The sequence below is a fragment of the Streptomyces sp. DSM 110735 genome (genome assembly GCF_016482685.1).
Lineage (GTDB): Bacteria > Actinomycetota > Actinomycetes > Streptomycetales > Streptomycetaceae > Streptomyces.
Genome location: NZ_JACYHF010000032.1, coordinates 12,218 through 38,239 on the forward strand (window position 1 = coordinate 12,218; position 26,022 = coordinate 38,239).

The 26,022-nt window shown below is 71.3% G+C and carries 20 protein-coding genes; 12 read left to right on the plus strand and 8 right to left on the minus strand.

The window, feature by feature from the left end; genetic code table 11:
* The first annotated feature begins 60 nt into the window (after positions 1–60).
* Both IF655_RS29655 and IF655_RS29660 read left to right on the plus strand, forming a co-directional pair.
* Positions 61–537, plus strand: coding sequence for a GreA/GreB family elongation factor (locus IF655_RS29655; RefSeq protein WP_199588246.1), 477 nt, complete (start codon positions 61–63; stop codon positions 535–537).
* 94 nt (positions 538–631) lie between these two features.
* Positions 632–1,849, plus strand: coding sequence for a M20/M25/M40 family metallo-hydrolase (locus IF655_RS29660; RefSeq protein ID WP_199588247.1), 1,218 nt, complete (start codon positions 632–634; stop codon positions 1,847–1,849).
* 12 nt (positions 1,850–1,861) lie between these two features.
* Here IF655_RS29660 and IF655_RS29665 read toward each other — a convergent pair whose 3' ends face one another.
* On the minus strand, positions 1,862–2,143 hold the full coding sequence (locus IF655_RS29665; RefSeq protein ID WP_199588248.1) for a hypothetical protein: 282 nt from the start codon (positions 2,141–2,143) through the stop codon (positions 1,862–1,864).
* Positions 2,144–2,231: 88 nt separating this feature from the next.
* Positions 2,232–4,880: an ATP-dependent Clp protease ATP-binding subunit gene (locus IF655_RS29670; protein WP_199588249.1), complete on the minus strand. Its 2,649-nt coding sequence runs from the start codon at positions 4,878–4,880 to the stop codon at positions 2,232–2,234.
* A gap of 213 nt (positions 4,881–5,093) precedes the next feature.
* On the opposite strand from IF655_RS29670, the gene IF655_RS29675 reads away from it, so the two are divergent.
* Positions 5,094–5,546 (plus strand): Hsp20/alpha crystallin family protein, encoded by a 453-nt coding sequence (locus tag IF655_RS29675; protein WP_199588250.1) that lies wholly within the window; start codon positions 5,094–5,096, stop codon positions 5,544–5,546.
* Positions 5,547–5,638: 92 nt separating this feature from the next.
* On the opposite strand, the gene IF655_RS29680 is transcribed toward IF655_RS29675, so the two are convergent.
* The 3 genes from IF655_RS29680 to IF655_RS29690 form a co-directional block, all read right to left on the minus strand.
* A complete protein-coding gene (locus tag IF655_RS29680; RefSeq protein WP_199588251.1) occupies positions 5,639–7,945 on the minus strand; it encodes an FdhF/YdeP family oxidoreductase in 2,307 nt (768 codons plus the stop codon).
* A gap of 220 nt (positions 7,946–8,165) precedes the next feature.
* The gene (locus IF655_RS29685; protein WP_199588252.1) at positions 8,166–9,128 is read right to left on the minus strand and encodes a Dyp-type peroxidase; all 963 of its coding nucleotides are present in this window, start codon (positions 9,126–9,128) and stop codon (positions 8,166–8,168) included.
* A 139-nt stretch (positions 9,129–9,267) separates the two neighbouring features.
* On the minus strand, positions 9,268–11,085 hold the full coding sequence (locus IF655_RS29690; protein WP_199588253.1) for an FUSC family protein: 1,818 nt from the start codon (positions 11,083–11,085) through the stop codon (positions 9,268–9,270).
* A gap of 261 nt (positions 11,086–11,346) precedes the next feature.
* Between IF655_RS29690 and IF655_RS29695 the strand changes: the two genes are divergently transcribed.
* Positions 11,347–12,270: a LysR family transcriptional regulator gene (locus IF655_RS29695; RefSeq protein ID WP_199588254.1), complete on the plus strand. Its 924-nt coding sequence runs from the start codon at positions 11,347–11,349 to the stop codon at positions 12,268–12,270.
* Positions 12,271–12,333: 63 nt separating this feature from the next.
* Here IF655_RS29695 and fdhD read toward each other — a convergent pair whose 3' ends face one another.
* Both fdhD and IF655_RS29705 read right to left on the minus strand, forming a co-directional pair.
* Positions 12,334–13,170 (minus strand): formate dehydrogenase accessory sulfurtransferase FdhD, encoded by an 837-nt coding sequence (gene fdhD, locus IF655_RS29700; RefSeq protein WP_199588255.1) that lies wholly within the window; start codon positions 13,168–13,170, stop codon positions 12,334–12,336.
* A gap of 561 nt (positions 13,171–13,731) precedes the next feature.
* On the minus strand, positions 13,732–16,038 hold the full coding sequence (locus tag IF655_RS29705; protein WP_199588256.1) for an FdhF/YdeP family oxidoreductase: 2,307 nt from the start codon (positions 16,036–16,038) through the stop codon (positions 13,732–13,734).
* A 719-nt stretch (positions 16,039–16,757) separates the two neighbouring features.
* On the opposite strand from IF655_RS29705, the gene IF655_RS29710 reads away from it, so the two are divergent.
* The 7 genes from IF655_RS29710 (at position 16,758) to IF655_RS29740 (ending at position 23,355) form a co-directional block, all read left to right on the plus strand.
* Entirely contained in the window at positions 16,758–18,320 is a 1,563-nt protein-coding gene (locus IF655_RS29710; protein ID WP_199588257.1) for a cytochrome ubiquinol oxidase subunit I, read from the plus strand.
* Between the two features lie 16 nt (positions 18,321–18,336).
* Positions 18,337–19,389: a cytochrome d ubiquinol oxidase subunit II gene (gene cydB, locus IF655_RS29715; RefSeq protein WP_199588258.1), complete on the plus strand. Its 1,053-nt coding sequence runs from the start codon at positions 18,337–18,339 to the stop codon at positions 19,387–19,389.
* Between the two features lie 410 nt (positions 19,390–19,799).
* A complete protein-coding gene (gene moaA / locus IF655_RS29720) occupies positions 19,800–20,837 on the plus strand; it encodes a GTP 3',8-cyclase MoaA (RefSeq protein ID WP_199588259.1) in 1,038 nt (345 codons plus the stop codon).
* Positions 20,838–20,947: 110 nt separating this feature from the next.
* Positions 20,948–21,217, plus strand: a complete 270-nt coding sequence (locus tag IF655_RS29725) for a DUF6457 domain-containing protein (protein ID WP_206776626.1) — start codon at positions 20,948–20,950, stop codon at positions 21,215–21,217.
* Positions 21,214–22,461 carry a molybdopterin molybdotransferase MoeA gene (locus IF655_RS29730; RefSeq protein WP_374100445.1) on the plus strand — a complete coding sequence of 416 codons (1,248 nt, stop codon included), beginning with the start codon at positions 21,214–21,216 and terminating at the stop codon, positions 22,459–22,461. Before IF655_RS29725 ends, IF655_RS29730 begins: the two co-directional genes overlap by 4 nt.
* A gap of 71 nt (positions 22,462–22,532) precedes the next feature.
* Entirely contained in the window at positions 22,533–22,808 is a 276-nt protein-coding gene (locus IF655_RS29735) for a MoaD/ThiS family protein (protein WP_199588261.1), read from the plus strand.
* A gap of 76 nt (positions 22,809–22,884) precedes the next feature.
* Complete coding sequence (locus IF655_RS29740; RefSeq protein ID WP_199588262.1) at positions 22,885–23,355, plus strand: molybdenum cofactor biosynthesis protein MoaE; 471 nt, start codon at positions 22,885–22,887, stop codon at positions 23,353–23,355.
* A gap of 19 nt (positions 23,356–23,374) precedes the next feature.
* Here IF655_RS29740 and IF655_RS29745 read toward each other — a convergent pair whose 3' ends face one another.
* Positions 23,375–24,010: a DUF1345 domain-containing protein gene (locus IF655_RS29745; protein ID WP_199588263.1), complete on the minus strand. Its 636-nt coding sequence runs from the start codon at positions 24,008–24,010 to the stop codon at positions 23,375–23,377.
* A 188-nt stretch (positions 24,011–24,198) separates the two neighbouring features.
* Here IF655_RS29745 and IF655_RS29750 point away from each other — a divergent pair, with 188 nt between their 5' ends.
* The gene (locus tag IF655_RS29750; RefSeq protein ID WP_199588264.1) at positions 24,199–25,947 is read left to right on the plus strand and encodes an FUSC family protein; all 1,749 of its coding nucleotides are present in this window, start codon (positions 24,199–24,201) and stop codon (positions 25,945–25,947) included.
* The last annotated feature ends 75 nt before the right edge of the window (positions 25,948–26,022 follow it).

Here is a 26,022-nt window from a genome sequence, read left to right on the forward strand (position 1 = left end):
ACGGCCCACCTAAGGTTTCTCCTGTCCAGCCAGTCCGTCTGTACCACCTCAGGAGCAGGGATGACCGGTGACCCCGAGCCCATCAGCGCCGACGCACGTCACGCGCTCGAACAGGAGCTGGCCGACCTGCGCGAGGAACGCGCGCTGGTGGCCTCGACGCTGAAGGACCCCGAGGAGGTGGGCGACCGCGCCGACCAGGCTGATGAGTTGCAGCGCGCCGACCAGTTGCGCCGCCTCGACGGCCGCATCGAGGACGTGCAGGTCCGGCTGAAGCAGTCGGACCTCGCCGGTCCGCCGCCGGAGGGCGTGGTGGGCGTCGGCACGACCGTGACCATCCGGTTCGCCGACGACACGACGCAGACGCTGCACATCGGCGAGATCGCCGACGCGCGCGACGAGAGCCTGGTGACCTCCGACAGCCCGCTGGGACAGGCGCTGCTCGGCCGTCACGCGGGCGACACGGTGTCGTACGACGCGCCGGACGGCAAGGCGACGGCGGTCGTGGTCTCGCTCGGCGCGCCCGGCGACCAGGGCTGACCGCCCCCGGGGCACGCCCCGCCCACTGTCAGACGCTTCACGTAGACTCTCCCTGAATGTCCGGATCGCTCGGGGAGAGCCGGGGAGTGATGCCTTGGCAGGCCACGCGTACGACGGGTGGGGGCGCCCCGCCCCGGGCGAGGCGGTGTCCGGACTCGCCCGTCTCTACCGCGCGCTGCACGCCCACCCCGAGCCCGCCTTCGAGGAGCACCGCACCGCCGCCCAGATCGCGGAGCGGTGCTCCCGCCTCGGGTACGCCGTCACGGACCGGGTCGGCCGGACCGGGGTGGTCGCGACGCTGGCCAACGGACCGGGACCCACGGTCCTGCTGACGGCGGGTCTGGACGCGCCGCGGGTCACCGAACTCACCGGCGTGCCCTACTCCTCCGTGCACGACGGCGTGATGCACGCGCACGGCCACGACATGCACATGGTCTGCCTGCTCGGCGCCATGCGCGCCCTCACCGCCGGGCGCGAGCGCTGGCACGGCCGGCTGCTCTGTCTGTTCCAGCCCGCGACCGAGACCGGCCGCGGCGCCCAGGCCCTGCTCGGCGACGGGCTCTACGAGCGGTTCGGACGACCCGCCGTGGCGCTCGGCCAGCATCTGTCCGCGCTGCCGCCGGGCACGGTCGGCTGCCGCCCGGGCCAGCGCTTCGCCGCCTCGGACATTCTGCGTGCGACCGTGTACGGAACCGGTCCCGATTGCGGACCCACCGAACTCGCCACCGCCATCGCACGGCGCCTGCGCGGCATTCCCGACGGAATGTGGGACCCGGAAATCGCCCAGGTCAGCGCGGGAGTTCTGGCGGCACTTCCCGATGGCGTGCACAGCGGGGAGGATCGGGATTCCGGGACGTGCGGTCAGGCGCACCTCCTGATAAACGCGCGCACATTCCAGGAGAGCGTCCGCACCCGGGTATTGAGCGCGATCGTACGGGCCATTCATCTGGAGGCGCTGTCCGCCGGGGCGCACCGTCCCCCGGAGATCCGGCAGGTGTGCTCCCTGCCGGGAATGGGGAACGACCCCTTCGTCACCGCGCGGACGCTCGGCGCGTTCACCGCGCGCGGTATGCGGGTGGTCCGCCCCGGTCCGCGCGCGGAGAACATCGCGATGGGCCGGGTGCTCGCGGCCACCGACACCCCCGCCTGCTTCTGGCTGCTGGGCGGCGCGCAGGTCATGCCGGAGCCGTCGCCGGACGGCTCCGGGGCTCCCGCCCTGTTCTGCGCGCCCGCGCTGATCGAGCCGACGATCGCCACCGGGACCCGCGCGCTCGCGGCCGCCGCGACGAGATGTCTCGGGGCGGCGGCCTGAGCGAGGGGCGGCTCAGTCGTCGTAGTCGGAGGGCGGGAAGGGGTCGCGTTCCTTACGGGTGACGTCACCGGTCTCGATCTCGCCCCGGTCCACCTGGCGGTCGATCTCGCCGCGCTCCTGCTCGTAGACGCGCTCGGGGCTCTCGGGTTCGCGGACGGGCAGACCCACGTCCCGCTCGTCCTCCCGGGTGCGCTCCTCAAGGCGCTCCTCGTCGGGACGGCGGGGCATCCCGCGTCCGTGGTCGCGGTCGGGGTTGCCCTCGACTTCCTTGTTCGTCTTGTGGTGGTGCGCCATCGGTGCTCCCTCGATGAGAACCCGGGCGCCGGTCACGCCCGGGTCGCGCCTGCCGGGGACCGCCGCGCGAGGGCGGGTCCCGGGGCGGTCAGCTCTTCTTCGACTCCTCGTGGTCGGTGTCCTTGTGGTCCTTCTTGCGCCCGCCGGAGGAGGCGGTCTTCTTGGCGGCCGGCTCGGCGTCCTTCTTCGCCTTGCCGCCCTTCGCCTCCGTCTTCTTCTCGGCGTGCTTGTCCTTGTCGCCCTTGTCGCCCTCGTGCTCGTCGCCCTTGCGCACCGAGAAGTGGATCGAGTCGTCCCGGACGTCGGCGACGATCGTGTCGCCCGGCTCCGCCTCGCCGCTGAGCAGCAGCTCGGCGATGCGGTTGTCCAGCTCCGACTGGATCGTGCGGCGCAGCGGGCGGGCGCCGAACTCCGGCTGGTGACCGTGGGCGATCAGCAGCTTCTTGGCCGCCTCGGTGACCTCCAGGTTCAGTCCCTGGGCGTGCACGCGGCGCCGGCTCTGCTCCAGCAGGTGGTCGACGATCTGCGAGAGGTCCGTCTCGGTGAGGCTGTGGAAGATGATGATGTCGTCGATGCGGTTGAGGAACTCCGGCAGGAACCGGCCGCGCAGCTCCTCCAGCAGGTCGTCCTTGATCTCGGACACGTCGCCCTGGTGCGCGAGGATCAGGTGGGCGCCGATGTTCGACGTCATGATGATGACGGTGTGCCGGAAGTCGACGGTGCGACCCTGGCCGTCGGTCAGGCGCCCGTCGTCCAGGATCTGCAGCAGCGTGCTGAAGACATCCGGGTGCGCCTTCTCGATCTCGTCGAAGAGCACCACGCTGTACGGCTGGCGGCGGACCTTCTCGGTGAGCTGCCCCGCCTCCTCGTAGCCGACGTATCCAGGAGGCGCGCCGACCAGGCGGGCGACGGTGTGCTTCTCCTGGAACTCGCTCATGTCGAAGCGGATCATGCGGTCCTCGTCGCCGAAGAGCAGCTCGGCGAGAGCCTTGGCCAGCTCGGTCTTGCCGACACCGGTGGGACCGAGGAACAGGAAGGAGCCGACGGGGCGGTTGGGGTCGCCCATCCCCGCGCGGTTGCGGCGCACCGCCTGGGAGACGGCGGTGACGGCTTCGTTCTGGCCGACGATCCGCGCGTGCATCTCCTCCTCCAGCTTGAGCAGCCGCTCCTTCTCGCTGGCGGTGAGCTGGGAGACGGGGATGCCGGTGCGGCGGGAGACGATGTCCGCGATGTCGTTCGGGGTGACCGTGACGACGCCCTCGCGACGCTCCTCGATCCCGGCGAGTTCGCCCTCGACCTCGGCGATCTTGCCCTTGATCTCGTTCGCCCGCTCGTAGTCCTGGCCCGAGACGGCTTCGTCCAGCTCGCGCTGGAGCTTGGCGATCTGGTCCTCGCGGCGGACGACCTCGGTGGAGCGCGCCGCGCTGCGCAGACGGACGCGCGCACCGGCCTGGTCCATCAGGTCGATCGCCTTGTCGGGGAGGAAGCGGTCGGTGATGTACCGGTCGGAGAGAGCGGCGCACGCTTCCAGCGCCGAGTTCTCGAAGCGGACCTGGTGGTGCGCCTCGTAGGCGTCGCGCAGCCCTTCGAGGATCAGCACCGTCTCGGCGACGCTCGGCTCGGGCACCATGACCGGCTGGAAGCGGCGCTCCAGGGCGGCGTCCTTCTCGACGTACCTGCGGTACTCGTCGATGGTCGTCGCGCCCACCACGTGCAGTTCGCCGCGCGCGAGGGCGGGCTTGAGGATGTTGCCCGCGTCCATCGAGCCCTCGCCGGTGGCGCCCGCGCCGACGACGGTGTGCAGCTCGTCGATGAAGAGGATGATCTCGCCCTCGGACGCCTGGACGTCCTCGATGACCTTCTTCAGGCGCTCCTCGAACTGGCCGCGGTACTGCGCGCCGGCCACCAGACCCGACATGTCGAGGGCGACGACCCGCTTGTCCTTCAGCGTCTCGGGCACGTCCCCGATGACGATGCGCTGGGCGAGACCCTCCACGATGGCGGTCTTGCCGACGCCGGGCTCGCCGATGAGGACCGGGTTGTTCTTGGAGCGGCGGGAGAGGATCTCGACCGTCTGCTCGATCTCGTCGGCGCGTCCGACCACCGGGTCGAGCTTGCCCTGCTTGGCCTCCTCGGTCAGGTCGCGCCCGAACTCGTCCAGCGTGCTGGTGGGTCCGCCCCCGGCGCGACCCTGGTCGTGCCGGGCCGCCTGCTCGGTGCGGGAGGCGAGCTTCCTGCCGTCGACGCCCTCGGCGGACAGCAGGCGCCCGGCGCCGGAGTCGGCGTCGTCCAGGAGCGCGGCGAGGATGTGCTCGGGTCCGATGTAGGAGACGCCTGCCGCCTGGGACTGGGCGAAGGCGTCGGCGAGGGTGCGCTTGGCGGCGGGGGTGAGTCCCGGCTCGGCGGAGGGGGTGCCGGACTCGCTGGGGAGGACCTCGGCGATCGTCTGCGCGAGCTTGTCGGGGTTGACCCCTGCCTGGGCGAGCAGCCTGCGCGAGGGCTCGACCTTGGTGGCCGCCCACAGGAGGTGCTGGGTGTCGAGGTCGGAGGTGCCGTCCTCCTCCGCGCGCTGCGCCGCAAGGTTGAGCAGTTCCTGCGAGGACTCGGTCAGGAGCCGGCCGATGGGGACGCGCTGGACTGCTGGGGGCGAGGACGCCGGCGACATCCCGAAGAACCGATTCAGCAGGTCGCTGAATGGGTCGGACGAACCGAACGGTGAGCCGAACGACATCGACATGGCAGCTCCTGGTGCGCGACGGATCAGGTTTTCACTGAACCGCGATGTCCAGTGCGCCGCAACCGGAGCCCGGCGGGCTCCCGCAAGGGCTCCGGGGGGTTTTCCACACCGCTTTCCCCGGCCTTTTCACGGACTTCTCGGGATGCCTTCTCCTCTCTTATGGATGACACTCGACATGCGCAGGGAGCCGAGGAGAAGAATCGGAGACAGGGCATGGACGAACGAGCGGGCGACGCCAGGACCGCGAGGTCGGCCTGGTGGGCCGGTCACGATCCCGTGGTGGAACTCCAGCAGCTCTGGGGCGAGGTCAGCCGCCTGGTGGAGCAGTCCGCGCAGCCGGAGAGCCCGGCACGGCACTGGATGCCGCTGGTCGAGGAGGAGGACGCGGGCGACGCCTATCTGGTGCGCGCCGAACTCCCCGGCATCCCGCGCGAGCAGGTCAGCGTCGAGGTGGACGGCCGGGAGCTGCACATCCACGGCAGGCTCGACGACACCGAGGGCACCAACGCGCTGCGCCGCAGGTCGGGCACCTTCTCCTACGGCGTCCGCGTGCCCGGCGACGTCAACGTGGACGGCGTGCAGGCGGACCTCTCCGACGGCGTGCTGACGGTCCTGCTGCCCAAGACGGGCGCGCAGACCCGCCGCACCATCCAACTCGGCGGCTGACGGCGCGGCGGCGAACGCCACGCGTACGGCAGCCCTCGTACGGCACGGCGCGACCGGTCCCGCCACGGGAACCGGTCGCGCGCGCCTCGAAGCTACTTCGCCGGAGCGGCCGGGACCACCCGCACGTTGACGTTCTTCATCAGCGGCTGGTCGCTCTGCGTGCTGTAGTCGCCGATGGCGCACAGCACGTTCATCTCCGGCATGTACCCCGCCGCGCAGCCCTGCGGGATGTCGTAGGGCACCGCCTTGTAGCGGTAGAGGCTGCGGGTGCTGCCGTCCTTGGCGACGCTGGTGATGTCGACCTCGTCGAAGAGCTTCAGACCGCGCTCGCTCATGTCGTCCTCGTTCATGAAGATGAGCGTGCGCAGGTTCTTGATGCCCCGGTAGCGGTCGTCGTCCGAGTAGATCGTGGTGTTCCACTGGTCGTGGGAGCGCATCGTGCCCAGCTTGAGCATCCCGGCCGCGGGCACCACGTCGGGCAGTTCGGCAGCGGAGAACTCCGCCCGCTCGGTCGGGGTGCGGAAGACCAGCTCGCGGGCGGGCTGCTTGATGCGGAAGCCCAGCGGCAGGCGGACCCGGCGGTTGAAGTCCTCGAAGCCCTCCAGCGCCTTCGCCATGGTGTCGCGGATGCGGTCGTAGTCCTCGACGTACGACTCCCAGGGGGTGGCACTGTCGGGGAGCGCGGCCCGGGCCATCCCGGCGATGATCGCGGGCTCGGAGAGCAGATGCGGGGAGGCGGGGCGCTTCATGCCGCGCGAGAGGTGGACCATGCTCATCGCGTCCTCGACCGAGGTCGACTGCTCGCCCGCCGTCTGGCTGTCCTTCTCGGTGCGGCCGAGGCAGGGCAGGATGAGCGCCTGCCTGCCGTGGACCAGGTGGCTGCGGTTGAGCTTGGTGCTGACCTGCACGGTCAGCTCGCACCGGCGCAGCGCGTCGAAGGTGTACGGCGTGTCCGGCGCGGCGAGCGCGAAGTTGCCGCCCATGCCCACGAAGACCTTCACGTCACCGGCGTGCATCGCCTCGATGGTGCCCACGGTGTCGAGACCGTGCTCGCGGGGCGGGTCGATCCCGCAGGCGGTGGCGAGGCGGTCCAGGAACTCCTTGGACGGCCGGTGGTCGATGCCGCAGGTGCGGTTGCCCTGCACGTTGCTGTGCCCGCGCACCGGGGAGGGACCCGCGCCCTCGCGCCCGAGGTTGCCGCGCAGCAGCAGGACGTTGACGATCTCGCGGACGGTGTCGACCCCGTGCTCGTGCTGGGTGACGCCGAGGCACCAACTGAAGATGGAGCGGTCGGCGTCGCAGTAGACGCGCGCCGCCTGCTCGACCTGGGCCTGGGTGAGACCGCTCTGCTCCTCGATCTCCTTCCAGGTCGTCGCCTCGACCAGCGCCCGGTACGCCGCGAAGCCGCTGGTGTGCCGCTCGATGAACTCCCGGTCCAGCGCCTTGGGGTCGGTCTCCGACTCGGCGATGATCGCCTTCGCCATGCCGCGCAGCAGCGCCATGTCGCCGCCGATCCTCGGCTGGAGGTTGAGCGTGCTGGTGGGGGTGGACTTGAACAGCGCCATGTCCACGAAGTCGTGCGGGATGATCGTGCGGCGGGCGGCGGCCTCGACGAGCGGGTTGATGTGCACGATCTGCGCGCCGCGCTTGTACGCCTCGGCCAGCGAGGTGAGCATCCGGGGCGCGTTGGAGGCGGCGTTGACGCCGAGGATGAACAGGGCGTCGGTGACCTCCCAGTCCTTGAGGTCGGCGGTGCCCTTGCCGGTGCCGAGCGCCGCCTGGAGGGCGCGGCCGGATGCCTCGTGGCACATGTTGGAGCAGTCGGGCAGGTTGTTGGTGCCCAGCTCACGGGCCATCAACTGGTAGAGGAAGGTTGCCTCGTTGCCCAGGCGCCCGGAGGTGTAGTACGCCGCCTGGTTCGGGTTGTCGAGCCCGCGCAGGGTGCTGCCGACGAGGTCGAACGCCTCCTGCCAGGAGACGGGGACGTAGGTGTCGGTGTCCGCGTCGTAGCGCATCGGGTGCGTCAGGCGGCCCTGGTCCTCCAGGGCGGCGTCGCTCCACGTGGCCAGCTCGGAGACGGTGTGCGCGGCGAAGAATTCGGGGTCCACGCGCTTGCGGGTCATCTCCCACGTGACGTGCTTGATGCCGTTCTCGCAGATGTCGAGCTTGAGACCCTTGAGGTCGTCGGGCCAGGCGCAGCCGGGGCAGTCGAAACCCTTGTCCTCGTGGTTCATCTTGCGTATGGCCCGCGGGCCGTCCACGAACTCGCCCTCGCGTATCACGAAGCGGGACACGCTCTTGGCGGCGCCCCAGCCTGCCGCGGGGTGGTGGTAGGGGTGGAACTCCGGAGAGCGCGTCTCTTCGGCGCTTGCGGACCGTCCCGACGTGTCTTGGGTCATGGCAACTCCCTGTGCTCCGGGTCAACTCGCAGCGCGTGCAGGTCGCGAGTGTGCCCAGCCTAGGACACGGTCACGCGGCGGGACCCGGATCGCCGGGCGCCGTGCGGGAGATGGGCGGACCCGACGGGAAAGCCTTCGCAAAGAAAGGCTGTTGGGTTCGCCAGGAGCGGTCCCGCGCACCGCCGCTCCTCCGACTCGGCGGCGCGCGGGGGTTGTTGTACTACGACGCGGGGGCGGTCGCGCTCTCGTCCGGCTTCGGCGCGGGCGGCGGGTCCGCCAGGAAGTCCGCCGTGGGCACGTGGAAGAGGGTGCCGGTGACGGCCGTCGAGTAGTTCAGGATGCGGTCGGGCAGACCGGGTTCACGCCCGAGGAACATGTTCCGCAGCATGTGCTCGGTGACCTCGGGGGTGCGGGCGTATCCGATGAAGTACGTGCCGTACTCGCGGTCGCCGATGCGACCGAACGGCATGTTCTCCCGCACGATCTTCAGCTCGCGGCCGTCCTCGCCGGTGATGGTGTTCACGATGACGTGCGAGTCCGGCGCCTTCACGTCGTCCGGGAACTCGATGTTCTCCAGCTTGGAGCGGCCGATGGTCGCCTCCTGCTCCTCCAGCGAGGTGCTCTGCCAGGCGTCCATGTCGTGCAGGTACTTCTGCACGATGACATAGCTGCCGCCGGTGAACTCCGGGTCCTCGTCCCCGATGTGCACCGACTCGGCGGCGAGCCGCCCCTCCGGGTTCGCGCTGCCGTCGACGAACCCCAGCAGGTCACGGTCGTCGAAGAACTTGAACCCGTGCACCTCGTCCACGATCGTCGCCGCGCCCTTGAGCCGCTCCCCGAACTGCCGCGCCAGCTCGAACACGACGTCCATCCGGCGCCCGCGCACATGGAAGAGCAGATCGCCGGGGGTGGAGGGCGCGTGGTGCCGCTCCCCCTTCAACTCCACGAACGGATGCAGCTCGGCCGGGCGCGGCCCGCTGAACAGGCGGTCCCACGCCTCCGACCCGATCCCGACGACACAGCTCAACTCGGCGTCGGGGTCGCGGTACGCCGTGGACCGCCGCATCGACGCCACGTCACCCAGCAAGTCCCGGACCTTCTCCTCCCCGCCCGGGTCCACGGTGGCCACCAGAAACACCGCCGCCCTGGCCGGCGGGACGACTATCGGCTGCGTCTCGATCACGGAAAAACCTGCCTTCTCATCGCTTGCACGCAGCACGAACATAGACGCAGACGGGGGGTTGGGGACACGTTCGGGGAACTGCGGGGGTCGGGGGCGGGGTTCGGGCGAACCCGAGGTGGGAGCCCGGGGCACCCCCGGGTCAGGCGTCCGGGTGTGACGGGGGTCGGATGTTCTGGCGGGGCTGCCCCTCGCCGCGCAGCATCGCGTGGCTCAGGCGGCCCAGGAGGTCGTAGGCGCGATGCTGGGCGGCGGTGACGGTGGCGGGGTCGACTCGGGAGGGGCGCAGTTCGCCGCGCGCCGCCTCTTTCGCCTCGTAGAGCTCCACCGAGGCGGCGGCCAGTTGGACCTGGGCGAAGCGGCGCTGGCCCGGTGTGCCGGAGAGGGCGCGCTGGGCGCGGTCGGCGGCGTGGACGGAGGCGGCGAGGGCGTCGCGGAGGCGTTCGGCGGCGCGGCCGTGGACGAGGAGCAGGGCGCAGACCAGACCGACGCTGATGCCGATGACGCTTCCGACGACCCGGTCGTGGAGCAGTCGCTCGGCGGAGACCGGGGAGGACAGTTCGCTCAGCAGGAGGGCGAGCGGGGTCAGGAAGACGACGCCGAGTCCGTAGTTGCGGGCGACGACGTACTCCAGCAGGAACTCGAAGACGATGATCAGGCAGATGATGGCCAGCGAGCTGGGGTGCATCACCAGGACGGCGCTGGTGATGAGCAGTCCGACGGCCGTGCCGATGGTGCGCTGCACGGAGCGCTGGACGGTGCTCCAGACGTTGACGGAGTGCAGCACGGCGGCGGCGGAGATCGCGGCCCAGTAGCTGTGTCCGACGCCGAGGAACAGCGCGAGCCCGCCCGCCACGGCGGTGCCGACGGCGGTGCGTACGGCGGTCGGCAGCAGGGCGGCGGCACGGCGTCGTCCGGGACCGCCGCGCTTGGTCTGGACCCGGGTGCGCCGGTCGAGCGGTCGCGGGGCGTCCGTTCGCGGCGGCAGGGGCGGCAGGGTGGCTGCCGCGCCCTCGGCGGGTGTGACGGCGTCCCCGCTGCGGGCGTGGGGCGAGCCGTCGAGCAGTTCCTCGGGCAGGGGCAGCAGGGTGTGCCAGCGGCGGTCGGCCAGGACGCGCGCCTGTTCGCGCAGCCGCCGGGCGACCTCGGCGTCCTCGGTGGAGCGCCGGGTGTCGTCGGTGAGCAGCGACCAGACGAAGTCGGCCGAGTACACGGGTCTGGCGGACTGGTCGGGCTCTCCCCCGCCGGACTCGTTCAGCGCGTGGTAGGCGCGCAGTGCCGCCGCGACGGCCTGGTGCCGCGCCTTGGCGATCTCGGCGGGTCCGGCGGCGTCGAGGGCGCGGGCGAAGGCGTTCAGCGCGTCCGAGAGGGCCAGGCGCTGCAGCCGCTGGGGCTGGAGCGAGTTCGGCAGGCAGACCAGCCAGGCGACGGCGGCGCCGAGCGCGGCAAGGGCGGTGTGCGGGAGCACGTCGGCGAGTCCGGGCGTGCCCTCGGCGGTGACCGCGAAGGAGAGCAGGATCAGGACGGCGCCGAGCCCGCGCAGCCCGGCGTAGTCGCAGCCGAACTTGGCGAGACCGGCGACCGCCGCCATCCCCGCGACGGCGGCGACGCCCTGGAACCAGGGTCCCGAGGGTCCGGCCCAGACGGCGAGGAGCGAGCCGAGCCCGACGGCGACCGTCATGGTCGCGCCGACCAGCGCGAGCATCCAGAGCCTGCGCCGTCGGCTCATCGGCAGGCTGCGCTCGAAGGTGATCGTGAACGCGCCGAGAGCGGGGAAGAAGGCGAGCTGCGGGTGGCCGAGGAGCACCAGCGGCAGGGTCGGCAGCGCCATGGTCAGCGCGGCCCGCAGTGCGAAAGGAAGCGCTCCGCTCACCTTGGCCATGGCGAAGGAGCCCCGTGGTGACAGAACACGGGCCAGTCCGGCGAACAGAGAAGAGGAGTTGCCGCGATTCTTTCGCATCTCTCAATAACTCTAGCAAATCGGTGATCCGGCGGATCGCGCCGGTTCGATACGGCCACTGAATTTCCGGAAGTCCGGGAAACCGCTCCCGGTCCGGCAATGTGTGAATTCCCCTACATCCCGCAGGGCCCGCGTGAGGGTCCGTCGGCCCTGGTCACACGCCCCGGGAGCGGCCCGCGCCCGGTCCGGACGGGTGTCCGGCGCGACCGGCGCCGCGAGCGCCGATTGGCATTTCGCGGAGCATTCCGGTACACCCATTGCGTGCTGTTTCGCCAACTCGAGTACCTCGTGTCCCTCTCGCGGGAGCACCATTTCGCCCGTGCCGCCCAAGCCTGCTCCGTCTCCCAGCCCGCCCTGTCCGAGGCGATCCGCAAGCTGGAGGACGAACTTGACGTGCCGCTGGTCAGGCGCGGACGCAAGTACGAGGGCCTGACGCCGGAGGGCGAGCGCATCGTCGTATGGGCGCAGCGCATCCTCGCCGACCGCGACGCGCTGCGCGACGAGGTCGGCGCCCTGCGCAGCGGTCTGAGCGGCCGGATGCGGATCGGCTCGGTGCCGACCGCGTCCGCCGCCGTGTCGCTGCTGACGGGTCCTTTCTGCACCGCGCATCCCCTGGTGACGGTGGAAGTGATAGCGGATCTGCAGTCGGAGGACATTCTCCGCCAGCTCCAGCATTTCGAGATCGACGCCGGAATCACTTATCTTCCGGAGGAACTCTCGAGCCATTTCCACGCCTTTCCGCTCTACGAGGAGCGTTACGTCCTGCTGCTCACGGCAGCCGACGGTCTGGCCCATCAGGCGACGGCGACGTGGGCCGAGGCGGCACGGCTTCCGCTGTGCCTGCTGAACGAGTCGATGCAGGGCCGCCAGATCCTGGACGGCGTCTTCGCCATGGCCGGTGCCACTCCCTCGCCGCGCATCGAGACCGACTCGGTGGCCGCGCTCTTCTCCCATGTGCGCACGGGCCGCTGGGCCAGCGTGGTGCCGCACGCCTGGCTCCATGTGTTCGGCGTGCCGCACGGGATGCGCGCGGTGCCGCTGGTGGAGCCGGACTGGAAGGTGCCGGTCGGTCTGGTGACGACCGCCCAGACGCCGGGGTCGGTGATGGCGCGGGCTCTGATGGAGATCGCCCGGAGCACCGACGTGGCCGCCGACCTGGAGCGGCTGCCCGGCACCGCGGTCTGATCCGCCGGTACGGCGCCCGTGCGGGCGCCGTACACGGCAACGTCCAACCCGAAGGGGCTGCGGTCAGGCGACGGGCTGGGGCTCCAGGCGCTCGGCGCCGGTGTACACGTTCATCGAGTCGCCGCGCAGGAAGCCGACCAGGGTCAGCCCGCTCTCGGCGGCGAGGTCCGCGGCGAGCGAGGACGGCGCGGAGACGGCGGCGAGCATCGGGATGCCGGCCATGACGGCCTTCTGCACCAGCTCGAACGAGGCGCGCCCGCTGACCATCAGCACACAGCCGCGCAGCGGGAGCATCCCGGAGCGCAGGGCGTGTCCGACGACCTTGTCGACGGCGTTGTGGCGGCCGACGTCCTCGCGCAGGCACAGCAGCTCGCCGTCGGAGGAGAAGAGCCCGGCCGCGTGGAGTCCGCCGGTGCTGTCGAACACCTTCTGTGCGGCGCGCAGCTTCTCGGGCAGGGTCGCCAGCATCTCGGGGCTCATGCGCAGCTCGTCGTCGGCGACGGACCAGGCGGCGACCGTGCGGACCGCGTCCAGGCTGGCCTTGCCGCACAGTCCGCAGGAGGACGTGGTGTAGAAGTTCCGCTCCAGGGAGGCGTCGGGCGCCTCGACTCCGGGACCGAGGACGATGTCGACCACGTTGTAGGTGTTGCTGCCGTCGTCGGTGGCGCCCAGACAGTAGCGGATGCCCGCGACGTCGGTCTCCTTGTGCGCGACACCCTCGCTGACCAGGAATCCGGCGGCGAGGTCGAAGTCGTCGCCGGGGGTGCGCATGGTCACGGTGAGCGGGCGTCCGCCGACGCGGATCTCCATCGGCTCCTCGGCGGCGAGGGTGTCCGGGCGGTGCGTGGACGCGCCGTCGCGGATGCGGAGCACTCGACGCCGCACGGTCACTCGTCCCATGGTCTTGTTCCTCTCCTAGGCCCGGCGGCGGGGGTGCCGCGCCGGTGAGCTGGTTCGCTGGGCGGCCGGGGCGGGCCGCCGGTGGGGAGGGACGCGCCGGGCGACGGGGTCCGTGCGTCCCCGGTGGTCAGGGGGCGGTTCCTGCGGTGACGGCAGACAGCGGAGCTCTGAGAAATCCACTGTAGGTGACACCGTGGTACGGGGGGACGGCCGACGGCGCGAGCCGTGGCGCGACGGGTGGGTGGTCGGGGTGCGCGTGTGCCCCGCGTGGAGCGTGGGGCACGGCTCAGCGGGGCGGGCGGGGGCGGGGACGTACGGGTCCGGCGGGGCGTCCTGCCGGGCGGCCGGAGCCGGGGCGGCGGGGGTGCGGTCGGCGGAGCCGGGGGCGGGAGGTGTCAGGGCTCAAGGGAGTGACTCGTCGTCAGGCGGGTTTCCCCGCAGGACGTGCGTGGTGCGGGGATGTCCGACGGACGGCCCGGCCCGCCGGGGCTGCGGGGCCGGGCCGTCCGTGGCACTCCTTCCCCGCCGGACCGTCGGCGGGGAAGGGTCGCGCGCGTCGGCTCAGCCGGCGGCGCTGGTCGCACCCGCGGGGACGCGGGCGGGCTCCAGGCGGATCACGACGCCCTTGGAGGTGGGGCAGTTGCTGATGTCCGCGGTGCTGTCGAGCGGCACGAGGACGTTCGTCTCCGGGTAGTAGGCGGCGGCGGAGCCACGGCTGGCCGGGTAGGAGACGACCTTGAAGTTCTCCGCGCGGCGCTCCTTGTCGTGCCAGATGCTGACCAGGTCGACCATGTCGCCGTCCTCGAAGCCCAGCTCCTTGAGGTCGGCGGGGTTGACCATCACGACGCGGCGGGCGTTGTGGATGCCCCGATAGCGGTCGTTGGGCGCGTACCAGATGGTGTTCCACTGGTCGTGCGAGCGCGTGGTCTGGAGCAGCAGGTGGCCGTCGGGGACGTGCGGCGCGTAGAACTCGTTGGACCAGAAGACGGCCTTGCCGCTCGGGGTCGGGAACACGTCGCGGTTGACCGGGCTGCCCAGGTTGAAGCCGCCGGGCTCGCGGACCCGCTCGTTGAAGTTCTCGAAGCCGGGGACGACGCGGGAGATGTGGTCGCGGATGTTGTCGTTGTTCGCCTCCATCTCCTCCCACGGGATGCTCGGCTGGTCACCGAGGGTCTTGCGGGCGAGGCGGGCGATGATCGAGACCTCGCTGAGCAGGTGCTTGGAGGCCGGGGGCAGCTTGCCGTGCGAGCGGTGGACGTCGCTCATCGAGTCCTCGACGGTGATCCACTGCTCGACGCCGTTCTGGAAGTCGCGGTCGCTGCGGCCCAGGGTGGGCAGGATCAGCGCGTACTCGCCGCAGACGGTGTGGGAGCGGTTGAGCTTGGTCGAGATGTGCGCGGTCAGGCGGCAGGTGCGCATCGCCTGCTCGGTGTACTCGCTGTCGGGGGTCGCCCGGACGAAGTTGCCTGCCACGCCGAGGAAGACCTTGGCCTTGCCCTCGTACATCGCCTTGATGCCCTGCACGGCGTCGTAGCCGTGGTGGCGCGGCGGCTCGAAGCGGAACTCGCGGCCGAGCGCGTCCAGGAACTCGTCGGACATCTGCTCCCAGACGCCCATGGTGCGGTCGCCCTGCACGTTGGAGTGGCCGCGGACGGGGCAGACGCCCGCGCCCGGCTTGCCGATGTTGCCGCGCAGCATCAGGAAGTTGGTGATCTCCCGGATGGTGGGGACGCCGTGCTTCTGCTGCGTCACGCCCATCGCCCAGCAGACGATGGCGCTCTTGCTCTTCATGACGCGCTGGTGGATCTCCTCGATCTCGGCCATGGTCAGGCCGGTCGCGGTGAGGATGTCGTCCCAGGAGATCTTGCGGACGTGCTCGGCGAACTCCTGGAAGTTGATGGAGTTCTTGTTGATCCAGGCGTGGTCGAGGACGGTGCCGGGCGCGGCGTCCTCGGCGTCGAGGAGGAGCTTGTTGAGGCCCTGGAAGAGGGCCATGTCGCCACCGGCGCGGATGTGCACGAACTGGTCGGCGATCGCGGTGCCGTTGCCGATGACGCCGCGCGCCTTCTGCGGGTGCTTGAAGCGGATCAGACCGGCCTCGGGCAGCGTGTTGACGGCGACGACCGAGCCGCCGTTGCGCTTGGTCTCCTCCAGCGCGGCGAGCATGCGCGGGTGGTTGGTGCCGGGGTTCTGGCCGACCAGGAAGATCAGGTCCGAGTGGTGGATGTCGTCGAGGGAGACGCTGCCCTTGCCGATGCCCAGCGACTGGCCGAGTCCCCAACCGGTGGACTCGTGGCACATGTTGGAGCAGTCCGGCAGGTTGTTGGTGCCGAACGCGCGGGAGAAGAGCTGGAGGAGGAAGGCGGCCTCGTTGTTCAGGCGGCCCGAGACGTAGAACATCGCCTCGTCGGGGGAGGCCAGCGCGCGCAGTTCGCGGGCGAGCAGGGAGAGGGCCTCGTCCCAGCTCACCGGCTCGTAGTGGGTGGCGCCCGGGCGCTTGATCATGGGCTCGGTGAGACGGCCCTGCTGGTTCAGCCAGTAGTCGGACTTCGAGTCCAGCTCGGCGATCGAGTACTGCTTGAAGAAGTCGCGGGTGACGCGGCGCGAGGTGGCCTCGTCGTTGATGTGCTTGGCGCCGTTCTCGCAGTACTCGTTGAAGTGGCGCTTCTTGTCCTCGGGCCAGGCACAGCCCGGGCAGTCGATGCCGTCGATCTGGTTGATGTTCAGCAGCGTCAGCATGGTGCGCCGCGGGGACGTCTGGCTCAGGGAGTACTCGAGCGCGTGCGTCACGGCGGGAACACCGGTGGCCCACTTCTTGGGAGGCGTGACCGAAAGGTCGTCGATCGGATCCTCGATGCTGCTGCTCATGGTGTGCTCTGCCTCTTTCTCACATACGCCTGTACAGGCGGGTTCCGGTCGGCGGGGAGATGACGCGCCGCCGTGCGGAGGCCGGCTCGGTCCCGGGAGCGTGGTGTGAGGTCCCCTCGGGTCCGGGCGGGCGGCCGCTGCGGCAGACGTGCGGTCCGGAGGGAAAGCCTCGGGCGCCGTCCCCCGTACCCTGTCCGCGATTCGCGTTATCCGAATCCCGCTGCAAAGCAATTTTCTGCCTTTTCCCGGGGGAAGTCAAAGAGGCAATCCCGATCACCTAATAGGCGCCGCTTATCGTCCACTCACCCCCGGTGAACGGCGATTCATCCGAGCCGATACTCTACACAGGTCCGCCTTTCCGGGCGGACCGCGCCCGACCGCCCCGACCGGCCACACACGCCCGTGACCAGGGGAAACGTGACGCCGACGGCCACCCCGAACCGGCTTTCCGGAACAGAGATAAGCGCCGCCGATCATCCGATCAATCGTCCCTCTTTGACTTGTTCCGGAAATTGGCCGACGCTGACGGGCGAGCAGTAATCGAAGAATTGCCGCCCCGGACGGAAACCGACGACCGTCCCGGCAGCCGCCCGAGAAGACATGACCTGTGTCCCTTTCGGGTGACATGGGCGGCATAACCGAAACATTCACATTCACCCTCCACCGGTGGCCGAGCCCGGCTTCGCGAGCCACACCGGGGAGTTGAGGAGAGACCTGCCGTGGACCTGGCATTGGCCCCGGACACCATCGCGCGATGGCAGTTCGGGATGACCACCGTCTACCACTACCTGTTCGTGCCCCTCACCATCAGCCTGGTGGCGATCACGGCGGGACTGGAGACGGCGTATGTGCGCACCGGGAAGACCAAGTACTTCCACGCCACCAAGTTCTGGGGCAAGCTCTTCCTGATCAACATAGCCATGGGTGTCGTCACCGGGCTGGTGCAGGAGTTCCAGTTCGGCATGAACTGGTCCGCCTACTCCCGCTTCGTCGGCGATGTCTTCGGCGCGCCGCTCGCCCTGGAAGCGCTGCTGGCGTTCTTCTTCGAGTCCACCTTCATCGGACTCTGGATCTTCGGCTGGGACAAGCTGCCCAAGAAGATCCACTGCGCGTGCATCTGGATGGTCTCGATCGGCACGATCCTGTCGACGTACTTCATCCTCGCCGCCAACTCCTTCATGCAGAACCCGGTCGGCTTCAGCCTCGACAAGGCGGCGGGCAAGGCGCATCTGACCGACATCGGCGCGGTGCTCTTCCAGAAGCTCAACCTCGTCGTCGTCGCGCACACCCTGACCGCCGCGTTCCTGACCGGCGCCGCCTTCGTCATGGGCATCTCCGCCATCCATCTGTGGAAGGCGGCGCGCCGCCAGCGCCGCGGGCGGCCCAACGACCTCAAGAAGGTCGCGGCCATGCGCACCTCGCTGCGGCTCGGGCTGACGCTCGCCGTCATCTTCGGTCTGGGCACCGCGATCACCGGTGACAAGCTCGGCGAGGTCATGTTCGAGCAGCAGCCGATGAAGATGGCTTCCGCCGAGGCGCTGTGGGACAAGCAGTCCCCGGCTCCGTTCTCCGCGTTCTCCGTGCCGGACGTCGCCAACCACCGCAACAGCGTCAGCGTCGAGGTCCCGGGGCTGCTGTCCTTCCTCGCGCACAAGGACTTCCACTCGGCGGTCCCCGGCATCAACGACACGGCCAAGGCCGAAGCCGCCAAGTACGGCGGCAGTCCCTCGCAGTACCTGCCCAACATCCCCATGACGTACTGGGGTTTCCGGGCGATGATCATCTTCGGTATGACGTCCTTCGCCCTCGGCGCGGCCGGACTCTGGCTCACCCGGCGCAGGTTCTGGGTGGACCCCGAGTTCCGCACCGGCTCCTTCGACGTGCCGCGGCTGATGCTGACGAAGAAGCGCGAACTGAGCCCCGTCATGACGGGTCTGGCCTGGCGCGCCGCCATCGCGACGCTCGCCTTCCCGGTGATCGCCAACGCCTTCGGCTGGATCTTCACCGCGATGGGACGTCAGCCGTGGGCCGTCACCGGTCTGCTGCGCACCGTCGACGCGGTCTCGCCCAACGTCTCGCTCACCGAGCAGCTCATCACGCTCATCGGGTTCAGTCTGCTCTACATCGCGCTGGCCGTGGTCGAGTTGAAGCTGCTGGTCAAGTACGCCGGTGCGGGTCCCGTCACCGCCGAGCGTCCGCCGCTGCGCGACATCAGGATGGGCGGCGGGTCGCTCGACGGCGCCCCCCAGGACGCCGACAAGCCCATGGCCTTCGCCTACTGAGAGAAAGTCCCGGACCGTGCATCTCCATGACCTCTGGTTCTTCGTCATCGCCTTTCTGTGGACGGGTTACTTCTTCCTCGAGGGCTTCGACTTCGGCATCGGCATCCTCACCCGGGTCCTCGCCCGCGGTGAGACCGAGCGCCGCGTCCTGATCAACACCATCGGCCCCGTCTGGGACGGCAACGAGGTGTGGCTGGTCACCGCGGCAGGCGCGACCTTCGCCGCCTTCCCCGACTGGTACGCCACCATGTTCAGCGGCTTCTACCTGCCGATGTTCGTGATCCTGCTGTGCCTGATCCTGCGCGGCGTGGCGTTCGAGTACCGCGTCAAGCGCGACGGCGCCGCCTGGAAGCGCAACTGGGAGGCGATCATCTTCGGCACCTCCCTGATCCTGTCCTTCCTGTGGGGCCTGCTCTTCGCGGCGATGGTCCACGGTCTGCCGATCACGGCCGACCACGAGTACCACGGCGGCATCACCGAGCTGATCCGCCCGTACTCGCTGCTCGGCGGTGTGACCACGACCGTGCTGTTCACCTTCCACGGCGCGGTGTTCGCCTCGCTGAAGACGGTCGGCTCCATCCGCCCCCGGGCGCGTCATCTGGCCCAGAAGCTCGGCATCCTGACCGTCGTTCTGCTGCTCGCCTTCCTCACCTGGACCCAGTTCCTGACCGGCAACCTGGGCAGCGTGATCGCCGAGGCGGTCGCCGTGCTGGCCGTGCTGCTCTCGCTCGGCTTCAACTTCGGCTCGCGCGAGGGCAGGGCGTTCATCAGCTCCGGTGTGGGTGTCGCCGCCTCCAGCGCGGTGCTGTTCCTGGCACTGTTCCCCGAGGTCATGCCCTCCAGCCTCAACCCGGCCTGGAGCCTGACCGAGACCAACGCCGCCGCGGGTCCGTACACCCTGGGGATCATCACCTGGGTCGCGGTGTTCGCCACCCCGCTGATCCTGCTCTACCAGGGCTGGACGTACTGGGTGTTCCGCAAGCGCATCGGTGTGCAGCACATCCCGGTGTCGCACCCCCACGGCCACGGCCACGGCGACCCCCGCGCCCGGTACACCGTCGCCCGGTGAACACCCACCGCGTGATGACGTCCCACGCCCTGCGCCGCCTCACCCGCGCCCGCGTCCCGTACGCGGCGCGCGGGGAGGCAGGCGACGGCGTGGCGATGTCCACGGGCCGGGGCACCACCCGAGATGATCATCGGGAAGTGTCCCGGACCCGTGGGCGCGCGCCGCTCCGGCCGCGCCGTGCCCACACCCGCGAACTCCCGGCCGAAGAGCGGTCGGCCGGGGGGCGGGGGCACGGCGTGGCCGGGCGGCCGGCGGACCGGACGCCCGGCACGGCGACCCCGCCGAAAGGGGCGCCGACGGACCGTCACCGGACCGGATCACGCACCATACGCACCGGGGACCGCCCTCCGGCAGGGGAAGATCCCGCACCGTACGACAGCCTCCGGGCAGCAGAGGAAGAAGGCAGGACCGTGTCCCGACCGCACACCGATCAGCCGAGCGGCACCACCGGGACCGTCGCGCGGCCGCTGACGGACCGTTTCGGCCGGGTCCACACCGACCTGCGGCTCTCCCTGACGGACCGCTGCAATCTGCGGTGCACGTACTGCATGCCCGCCGAGGGTCTCGACTGGCTGCCGAAGAACGAGCTGCTGAGCGACGACGAGATCGTGCGCCTGGTGGCCATCGCGACCGGGCGGCTCGGCATCAGGGAGGTCCGGCTGACCGGCGGCGAGCCGCTGGTACGGCGCGGTCTGCCCGCCCTGGTCGCCCGGATCGCGGCGCTCGACCCGGCGCCCGAGCTGTCCATCACCACCAACGGCATCGGTCTGGCCCGCTGCGCCGAGGCGCTGCGCGAGGCGGGGCTGCGGCGGGTCAACGTCAGCCTGGACACCCTGCGCCCGGAGCGCTTCGCCGCCATCACCCGGCGCGACCGGCTGTCCGACGTGCTGGCGGGGCTCGCGGCGGCGCGGTCCGCGGGGCTCGCGCCGGTCAAGGTCAACGCGGTGCCGGTGCGCGGGGTCAACGACGACGAGATCGCGGACCTGACCGCCTTCGCCGTGGAGCACGGCTACCGGATGCGGTTCATCGAGTCCATGCCGCTGGACGCGCAGGGTGCCTGGGAACGGGAGAAGATGGTGCCCGCCGCCGAGATCCTGGAACGCATCGGGGAGCGCTTCGAGCTGGTGCCGGTCCCCAGGGAGGACAACGCCCCCGCCGAGGAGTGGCGGATCGCGGGCACGGACTCCGTGGTCGGCGTCATCGCGAGCGTCACCCGCCCGTTCTGCGGCAACTGCGACCGGGTACGGCTGACCGCCGACGGTCAGTTGCGCAACTGCCTGTTCGCGACCAAGGAGTCGGACCTGCGGAGCCTGCTGCGCGACGGCTCCGACGACGACGCCCTGGAGGCGGCGTGGCGCTCCTGCATCGCGGGCAAGGGGCCCGGACACACCATCAACAGCGCCGACTTCCGGCAGCCGGACCGCCCGATGTCCGCCATCGGCGGCTGACGAGGTCCCGGGTCCGAGCGGTCCGGGACGGCACGACGAAGACGCACGAAGACGCACGACAGACCTCAAGACGACGGACACGAAACGCGAGGACGACCGAAGTGAACCGGATGCACGAATGGATCGCCGCGGCCAAGACCGACCTGGGCATCGACCTCGATGTCAACGTCGGTGAGCTGCTCGACATGACGAAGGTCGTCGCCCACGGGGTGGCCCGCCCGGCGGCGCCGATCACCTCCTTCCTGGTCGGCTACGCGGCAGCCCTCCAGGGCGGCGGCGCGGAGGCGGTCGCCGAGGCCAACCGCCGGGTGACCGAGCTGGCCGAGCGCTGGATCGCCGAGCACGAGGCCGAAGGCGAGAACGGTCCGGCGACCCCGTGAACGACGCACCCCTGAGCGGCGGCCGGGCGACCGCCCCGCACGCGCACGGCCGGGGCGCCGCTCCCACCTGGGAGCGGGCCCGGTCGGTCGCGCGCACGGCGGGGCGCGCGCTGCCCGCCGTGCCGCGCACCCTTGACGACGCGCTCGGTCACGCGCTGGCCGAGCCGCTGACCGCGCTCACCGACCTGCCGTCGTTCGCCACCTCGGCGATGGACGGCTGGGCGGTCTGCGGCACCGGTCCCTGGCATCTGGCGGGGCGCCGGGTGCTGGCCGGTGAGCAGCCGGACCCGCTGGCGCCGGACACCGCCGTGCCCATCGCCACCGGCGCCCCGCTGCCCCCCGGCGCCCGCGCCGTACTGCGCCGCGAGCACGGGGAGACCGGCGAGCGGGACGGTCTGCTGTACGACCGCACCCCCGGCGGCCCGGTGACCGACGGGCGGGACGTACGGCCGCGCGGTCAGGAGTGCCGCAACGGCGAGCCGCTGCTGCCCTCCGGCACCACGGTGACCCCGGCGGTGCTCGGTCTCGCGGCGGCGGCCGGGTACGACCGGCTGTCCGTGCACCGCAGGCCGAGCGTGGAACTCCTCGTGCTCGGCGACGAACTGCTGCGCTCCGGCGTGCCCCGGGGCGGCCGGGTCCGCGACGCGCTCGGTCCGATGCTGCCCTCGTGGCTGCGCGGTCTGGGCGCCGAGCTGATCGGGCAGCACCGCATCTCCGACCGACTCGGAATGCTCTACGAGGCGGTGCGCCGCTCCCCCGCCGACGTCGTGATCACCACCGGCAGCACGGCGGCGGGACCCGTGGACTTCCTGCACGACACGCTGGAGATGCTGGAGGCGCGGCTGCTGGTCGACTCGGTGGCCGTCCGGCCGGGGCACCCCATGCTGCTCGCCGGACTGCCGCCCGCCGAGGACGGCCGCGCCCGCCGCCTGGTCGGGCTGCCGGGCAACCCGCTGGCCGCCGTCGCCGGGACACTCACGCTCGCCGCCCCGCTGCTACGCACCCTCGGCGGCCACGCCGACCCGGAACCGCGTCTGTCGGTCACCGCCGGGGAACTGCCCGGGCACCCGCGCGACACCCGGCTGCTGCCGGTGCGCCGGGCGGGCGCCGAGGTGGCTGCGCTGCCGTACGACGGTCCGGCCATGCTGCGCGGGCTCGCGCTGGCCGACGGTCTCGCCGTCGTCCCGCCCGGCGGCGCGCCCGCCGGTGCGACCGTGGAGGTCCTCGACCTGCCCGCACGGTGACAGCCCCGCCGCTCCCCCTTCCTCCCCCGCCCCCACGAGCCAGACGACGACCACCGGAAAAGGCACAGGACATGGAGACACAGACGGCACCCGCCGGGATCATCCGCTACTGGGCGGCGGCCAAGGGCGCGGCCGGTACGGCCGAGGAGCCCTACCGCGCCACGACCCTCGCGCAGGCGCTGGAGCAGGCGCGGGCCCGCCACGCCGACCGGCCGCGCTTCGGACAGGTGCTGGGCATCTGCTCGTTCCTGGTCGACGGCCGTCCGGTGGGCGACCGCGACCACACGGCGATCGCGCTGCCCGAGGGCGGCACGGTCGAGGTGCTGCCCCCGTTCGCGGGCGGCTGATCCCGCGCACTCCCCCCCTGCGACCGCTTCCCCGTACGACCGCTCCCCCATCGGAACCCGGACCCTGGACCGCGCCATGCTGCACCTGCCCGAGACCCTCTCCTCCTCCCTGTCCTCGTCCCTCGCCTCCCCCATCCGGCTGCTCGCCGTCCGCGACACCGCGCTCTCGCTCGACGAGGTGTACGCGGCGGTCGGTGACGACGCGGCGGGCGGCACCGCCCTCTTCGTCGGCACCGTGCGCGACCACGACGGCGGCAAGTCCGTGACCTCGCTGGAGTACAGCGCCCACCCGAGCGCGGAGGCGGAGCTGCGGCGGGTGGCCGAGAAGGTCGCCGCCGACTTCCCCGTGCTCTCCCTGGCCGCCGTGCACCGCACGGGTCCGCTGTCCATCGGTGACGTCGCGGTGATCACCGCCGTCTCCTGCCCGCACCGCGCCGAGGCGTTCGCCGCCTGCAGGCTGCTGACCGACACCCTCAAGCACGAGGTGCCGATCTGGAAGCGCCAGCTCTTCGTGGACGGCACGGAGGAGTGGGTCGGCGCCTGCTGAGGGGCGCGCGGCGCGCGGGTCAGCCCGTGACGATCCCGGTGACCAGGTTGATGGTGGTGGCGAGCACGCTGATGCCGAACAGGTACGACAGCAGGCAGTGCCGCAGCACGACCGAGCGGATCAGCGGGCTGGAGACGCTGGTGTCGGAGACCTGGTAGGTCATGCCGAGGTTGTAGCTGAAGTAGAAGAAGTCCCGGTACGCCGGCGGTCGCGAGGAGTTGAAGTCGATGCCGCCGTCGGCCGGACCGTAGTAGAGGTACGCGTAGCGGGCGGTGTACATCAGGTGCAGCGCCGCCCAGGCCATGAACACCCCGCACACGGCGACGGCGGCCGCCGCGGGTCCGGTGCCGGAGCGGTCCGCGACCAGCAGCAGCACGATGCCGACCAGACCGAGCAGCGAGGCCACCACGACCACGAGTTCCTCGACGTGCGGACGGAAGTCCTCGCGCCGGGCGTTGGTGTGGGTGGCCTTCGCGTCCATCGGCCACAGCACGATCCAGCCCGCGACCACGAAGAGGATGCCCGCCGCCGCGATACCGCAGAGGATGCCCAGCGCCGCCTGGGCGGTCAGTCCGACCGCGACGCCGACCGCCGCGCCGACGACGACCGCGCCGGCCAGCCTGGGAACCGCGGACACCGGCAGCCAGATGCTCATGCGCCACCACAGTAGTCGCCCCGGCCGCCGTCGGCCCGGTGTCCGCCGCCTCCGGGTCCGGCGGGCACCGGGCCGACGGCGCGTTGGAGGCACCGGCCAACCCGCCGCACATATCAGTCGAGCCCCAGGTCAGAAGGGGTTTCGTAAGTGATCAGGAATCCGACCGGAGCAAGTGATATACACCGAACATGCCCCTATCCCGCCCGCCCCAGCGCGCCGTGACCGGTGACGGCAGGCGGCGAGCGGCCGCCGCTCTCGCACGGGTGCTCTCCCCGCGGGGAGCCCTCGCCCTGCAGAAGGTGGACGGCGCGTTCACCTTCGCCCTGCGCGCCGCGCTCGCCATGGCGCTCGCCGCGCTGCCGGTCGTCGCCGCCGGGCGTCCGGATCTGAGCGTGTACGGGATGATGGGCGCCTTCACGACGACGTTCGGGCGCAATCTGCCCTACCGGCGCCGGGCCAGGGCGCTCGCCGCGGTCGCGGTGGCCATGACGTCGTGCGTGGGTCTCGGTTCGCTGCTCGCCGCGGTGGCGCGCCCCTGGGAGGGCAGCACGGGCGCCATCGTGGTGGTGGCGGCGACGGCGGTGGTCGCGGGACTGGCGAAGTACTGCTGCGACGCCACCCGGCTCGGCGGGCTCGGCGCGATCCTGCTGTTGTTCTCCTTCGCGGTGTCCGCGAACGCCCACACCACGCTCGGGGAGGTGCTGCCGCGCACCGGGCTGGCGGCGGCGGGCGCCGCGCTCGCCTGGGTGCTGGCGGTCCTCGGCCGGTTCGTGCACCCCGACCGTCCCGAGCGGCTGGCGGTGGCGGGCGCGCTGCGCTCGCTCGCGGAGCTGATGGACGCCGCCCGGGGCGGCACCGGACGCTCGCGGCAGCGGGCCACGGCCGCCGTGCTGCAGGCGTACCACAGCCTGGGTCTCGCCCCGCCGACGCACGGCGACCGGGTGAGCCGCGAGGCGACCACCGTGCAACTCACGGACCTGTCCTGGACGATACTGATCGACTCCTCCGTACGGCTCCCGCACGACCCCGCCGAGCTGGCGGGGCTGCTGCGCACCCAGGCGGATCTGCTGGCCGACCGGCGGATCAGCAATCCGCCGGTGCTGCCCGACCTGTCCGCGCACACCCCGGTGACCTCGGCGCGCCGCAGACACCGCTGGCAGCGGACGACGCCGGTCGATCCGGCGGCCCGGCGCGCCTGGGTGCTGGTGCGCGGCCGGGCGGGCGGGCACACGCCGATGGCGGTCCTCGTGGTGCCCGCGGTGCGGATGTTCCTCGGCACGCTGGTGGCGGGCGGGGTGGCCGTGGGACTCGGACTCGGGCACGGCTACTGGGCCGCGATCTCCGCCGCCGCCGTGCTGCACGCGGTCAACGTGCGCACGACGATGCAGCGCGCCGTCCAGCGCACCCTGGGCACGGCCATCGGTCTGCTGATCGCCCTCGGTGTGCTCGCCGGGCATCCCGCGCCCGCGCTGCTCGCCCTGGTGGTCGTGATCCTGGAGTTCCTGCTCGAGTACATGGTGGTGCGCAACTACGGTCTGGGCGTGGTCTTCCTGACCCCGCTGGCGTTGCTGCTGAGCGATCTCGCCGACCCCACCACGCCGGAGCGGCTGGTGTACGACCGGGGGCTGGGCAGTCTGCTCGGGATCGTCGTCGGGCTGGTCTGTTCGCTGCTCGTGGTGCACGACCAGGCGGCGGTGCGCGTGGAGCGCGCGCTGGCCGCCTGCACCGACGCGACCCGGCGGGCGGAGCGGGCGCTGACCGCCACCCGTCCGGTGCACCCGGTCGTCCCGGTACGCCTCGCGGTGACCGTGGTGGAGCTGCGGGACGCGGACGACGCGGCGGCGGGCGAACTGTGGTCGGCGGGGATCGACCCGGCGGCGCTCGCCGCGGCCGAACAGCGCGCCTATCTGCTGCTCGCGCGGCTGCTGCACCACTGACAAAGCGGCCCGGCGGAGCCTCCGCCGGGCCGCCGACGGCGGTTGCGCGAGAGCCCGTTGTGATTGTCCGGTAGT

What these genes read in the sequence shown, in the direction of transcription:
- IF655_RS29665 (WP_199588248.1), bottom strand. Translation starts at nt 2,143, where the DNA reads ATGGCGCACCACCACAAGACGAACAAGGAAGTCGAGGGCAACCCCGAC.
- IF655_RS29750 (WP_199588264.1), top strand. Translation starts at nt 24,199, where the DNA reads ATGCCCCTATCCCGCCCGCCCCAGCGCGCCGTGACCGGTGACGGCAGG.
- IF655_RS29735 (WP_199588261.1), top strand. Translation starts at nt 22,533, where the DNA reads ATGGAGACACAGACGGCACCCGCCGGGATCATCCGCTACTGGGCGGCG.
- IF655_RS29725 (WP_206776626.1), top strand. Translation starts at nt 20,948, where the DNA reads ATGCACGAATGGATCGCCGCGGCCAAGACCGACCTGGGCATCGACCTC.
- IF655_RS29655 (WP_199588246.1), top strand. Translation starts at nt 61, where the DNA reads ATGACCGGTGACCCCGAGCCCATCAGCGCCGACGCACGTCACGCGCTC.
- IF655_RS29745 (WP_199588263.1), bottom strand. Translation starts at nt 24,010, where the DNA reads ATGAGCATCTGGCTGCCGGTGTCCGCGGTTCCCAGGCTGGCCGGCGCG.
- IF655_RS29690 (WP_199588253.1), bottom strand. Translation starts at nt 11,085, where the DNA reads ATGCGAAAGAATCGCGGCAACTCCTCTTCTCTGTTCGCCGGACTGGCC.
- IF655_RS29680 (WP_199588251.1), bottom strand. Translation starts at nt 7,945, where the DNA reads ATGACCCAAGACACGTCGGGACGGTCCGCAAGCGCCGAAGAGACGCGC.
- fdhD (WP_199588255.1), bottom strand. Translation starts at nt 13,170, where the DNA reads ATGGGACGAGTGACCGTGCGGCGTCGAGTGCTCCGCATCCGCGACGGC.
- IF655_RS29675 (WP_199588250.1), top strand. Translation starts at nt 5,094, where the DNA reads ATGGACGAACGAGCGGGCGACGCCAGGACCGCGAGGTCGGCCTGGTGG.
- IF655_RS29705 (WP_199588256.1), bottom strand. Translation starts at nt 16,038, where the DNA reads ATGAGCAGCAGCATCGAGGATCCGATCGACGACCTTTCGGTCACGCCT.
- IF655_RS29740 (WP_199588262.1), top strand. Translation starts at nt 22,885, where the DNA reads ATGCTGCACCTGCCCGAGACCCTCTCCTCCTCCCTGTCCTCGTCCCTC.
- IF655_RS29670 (WP_199588249.1), bottom strand. Translation starts at nt 4,880, where the DNA reads ATGTCGATGTCGTTCGGCTCACCGTTCGGTTCGTCCGACCCATTCAGC.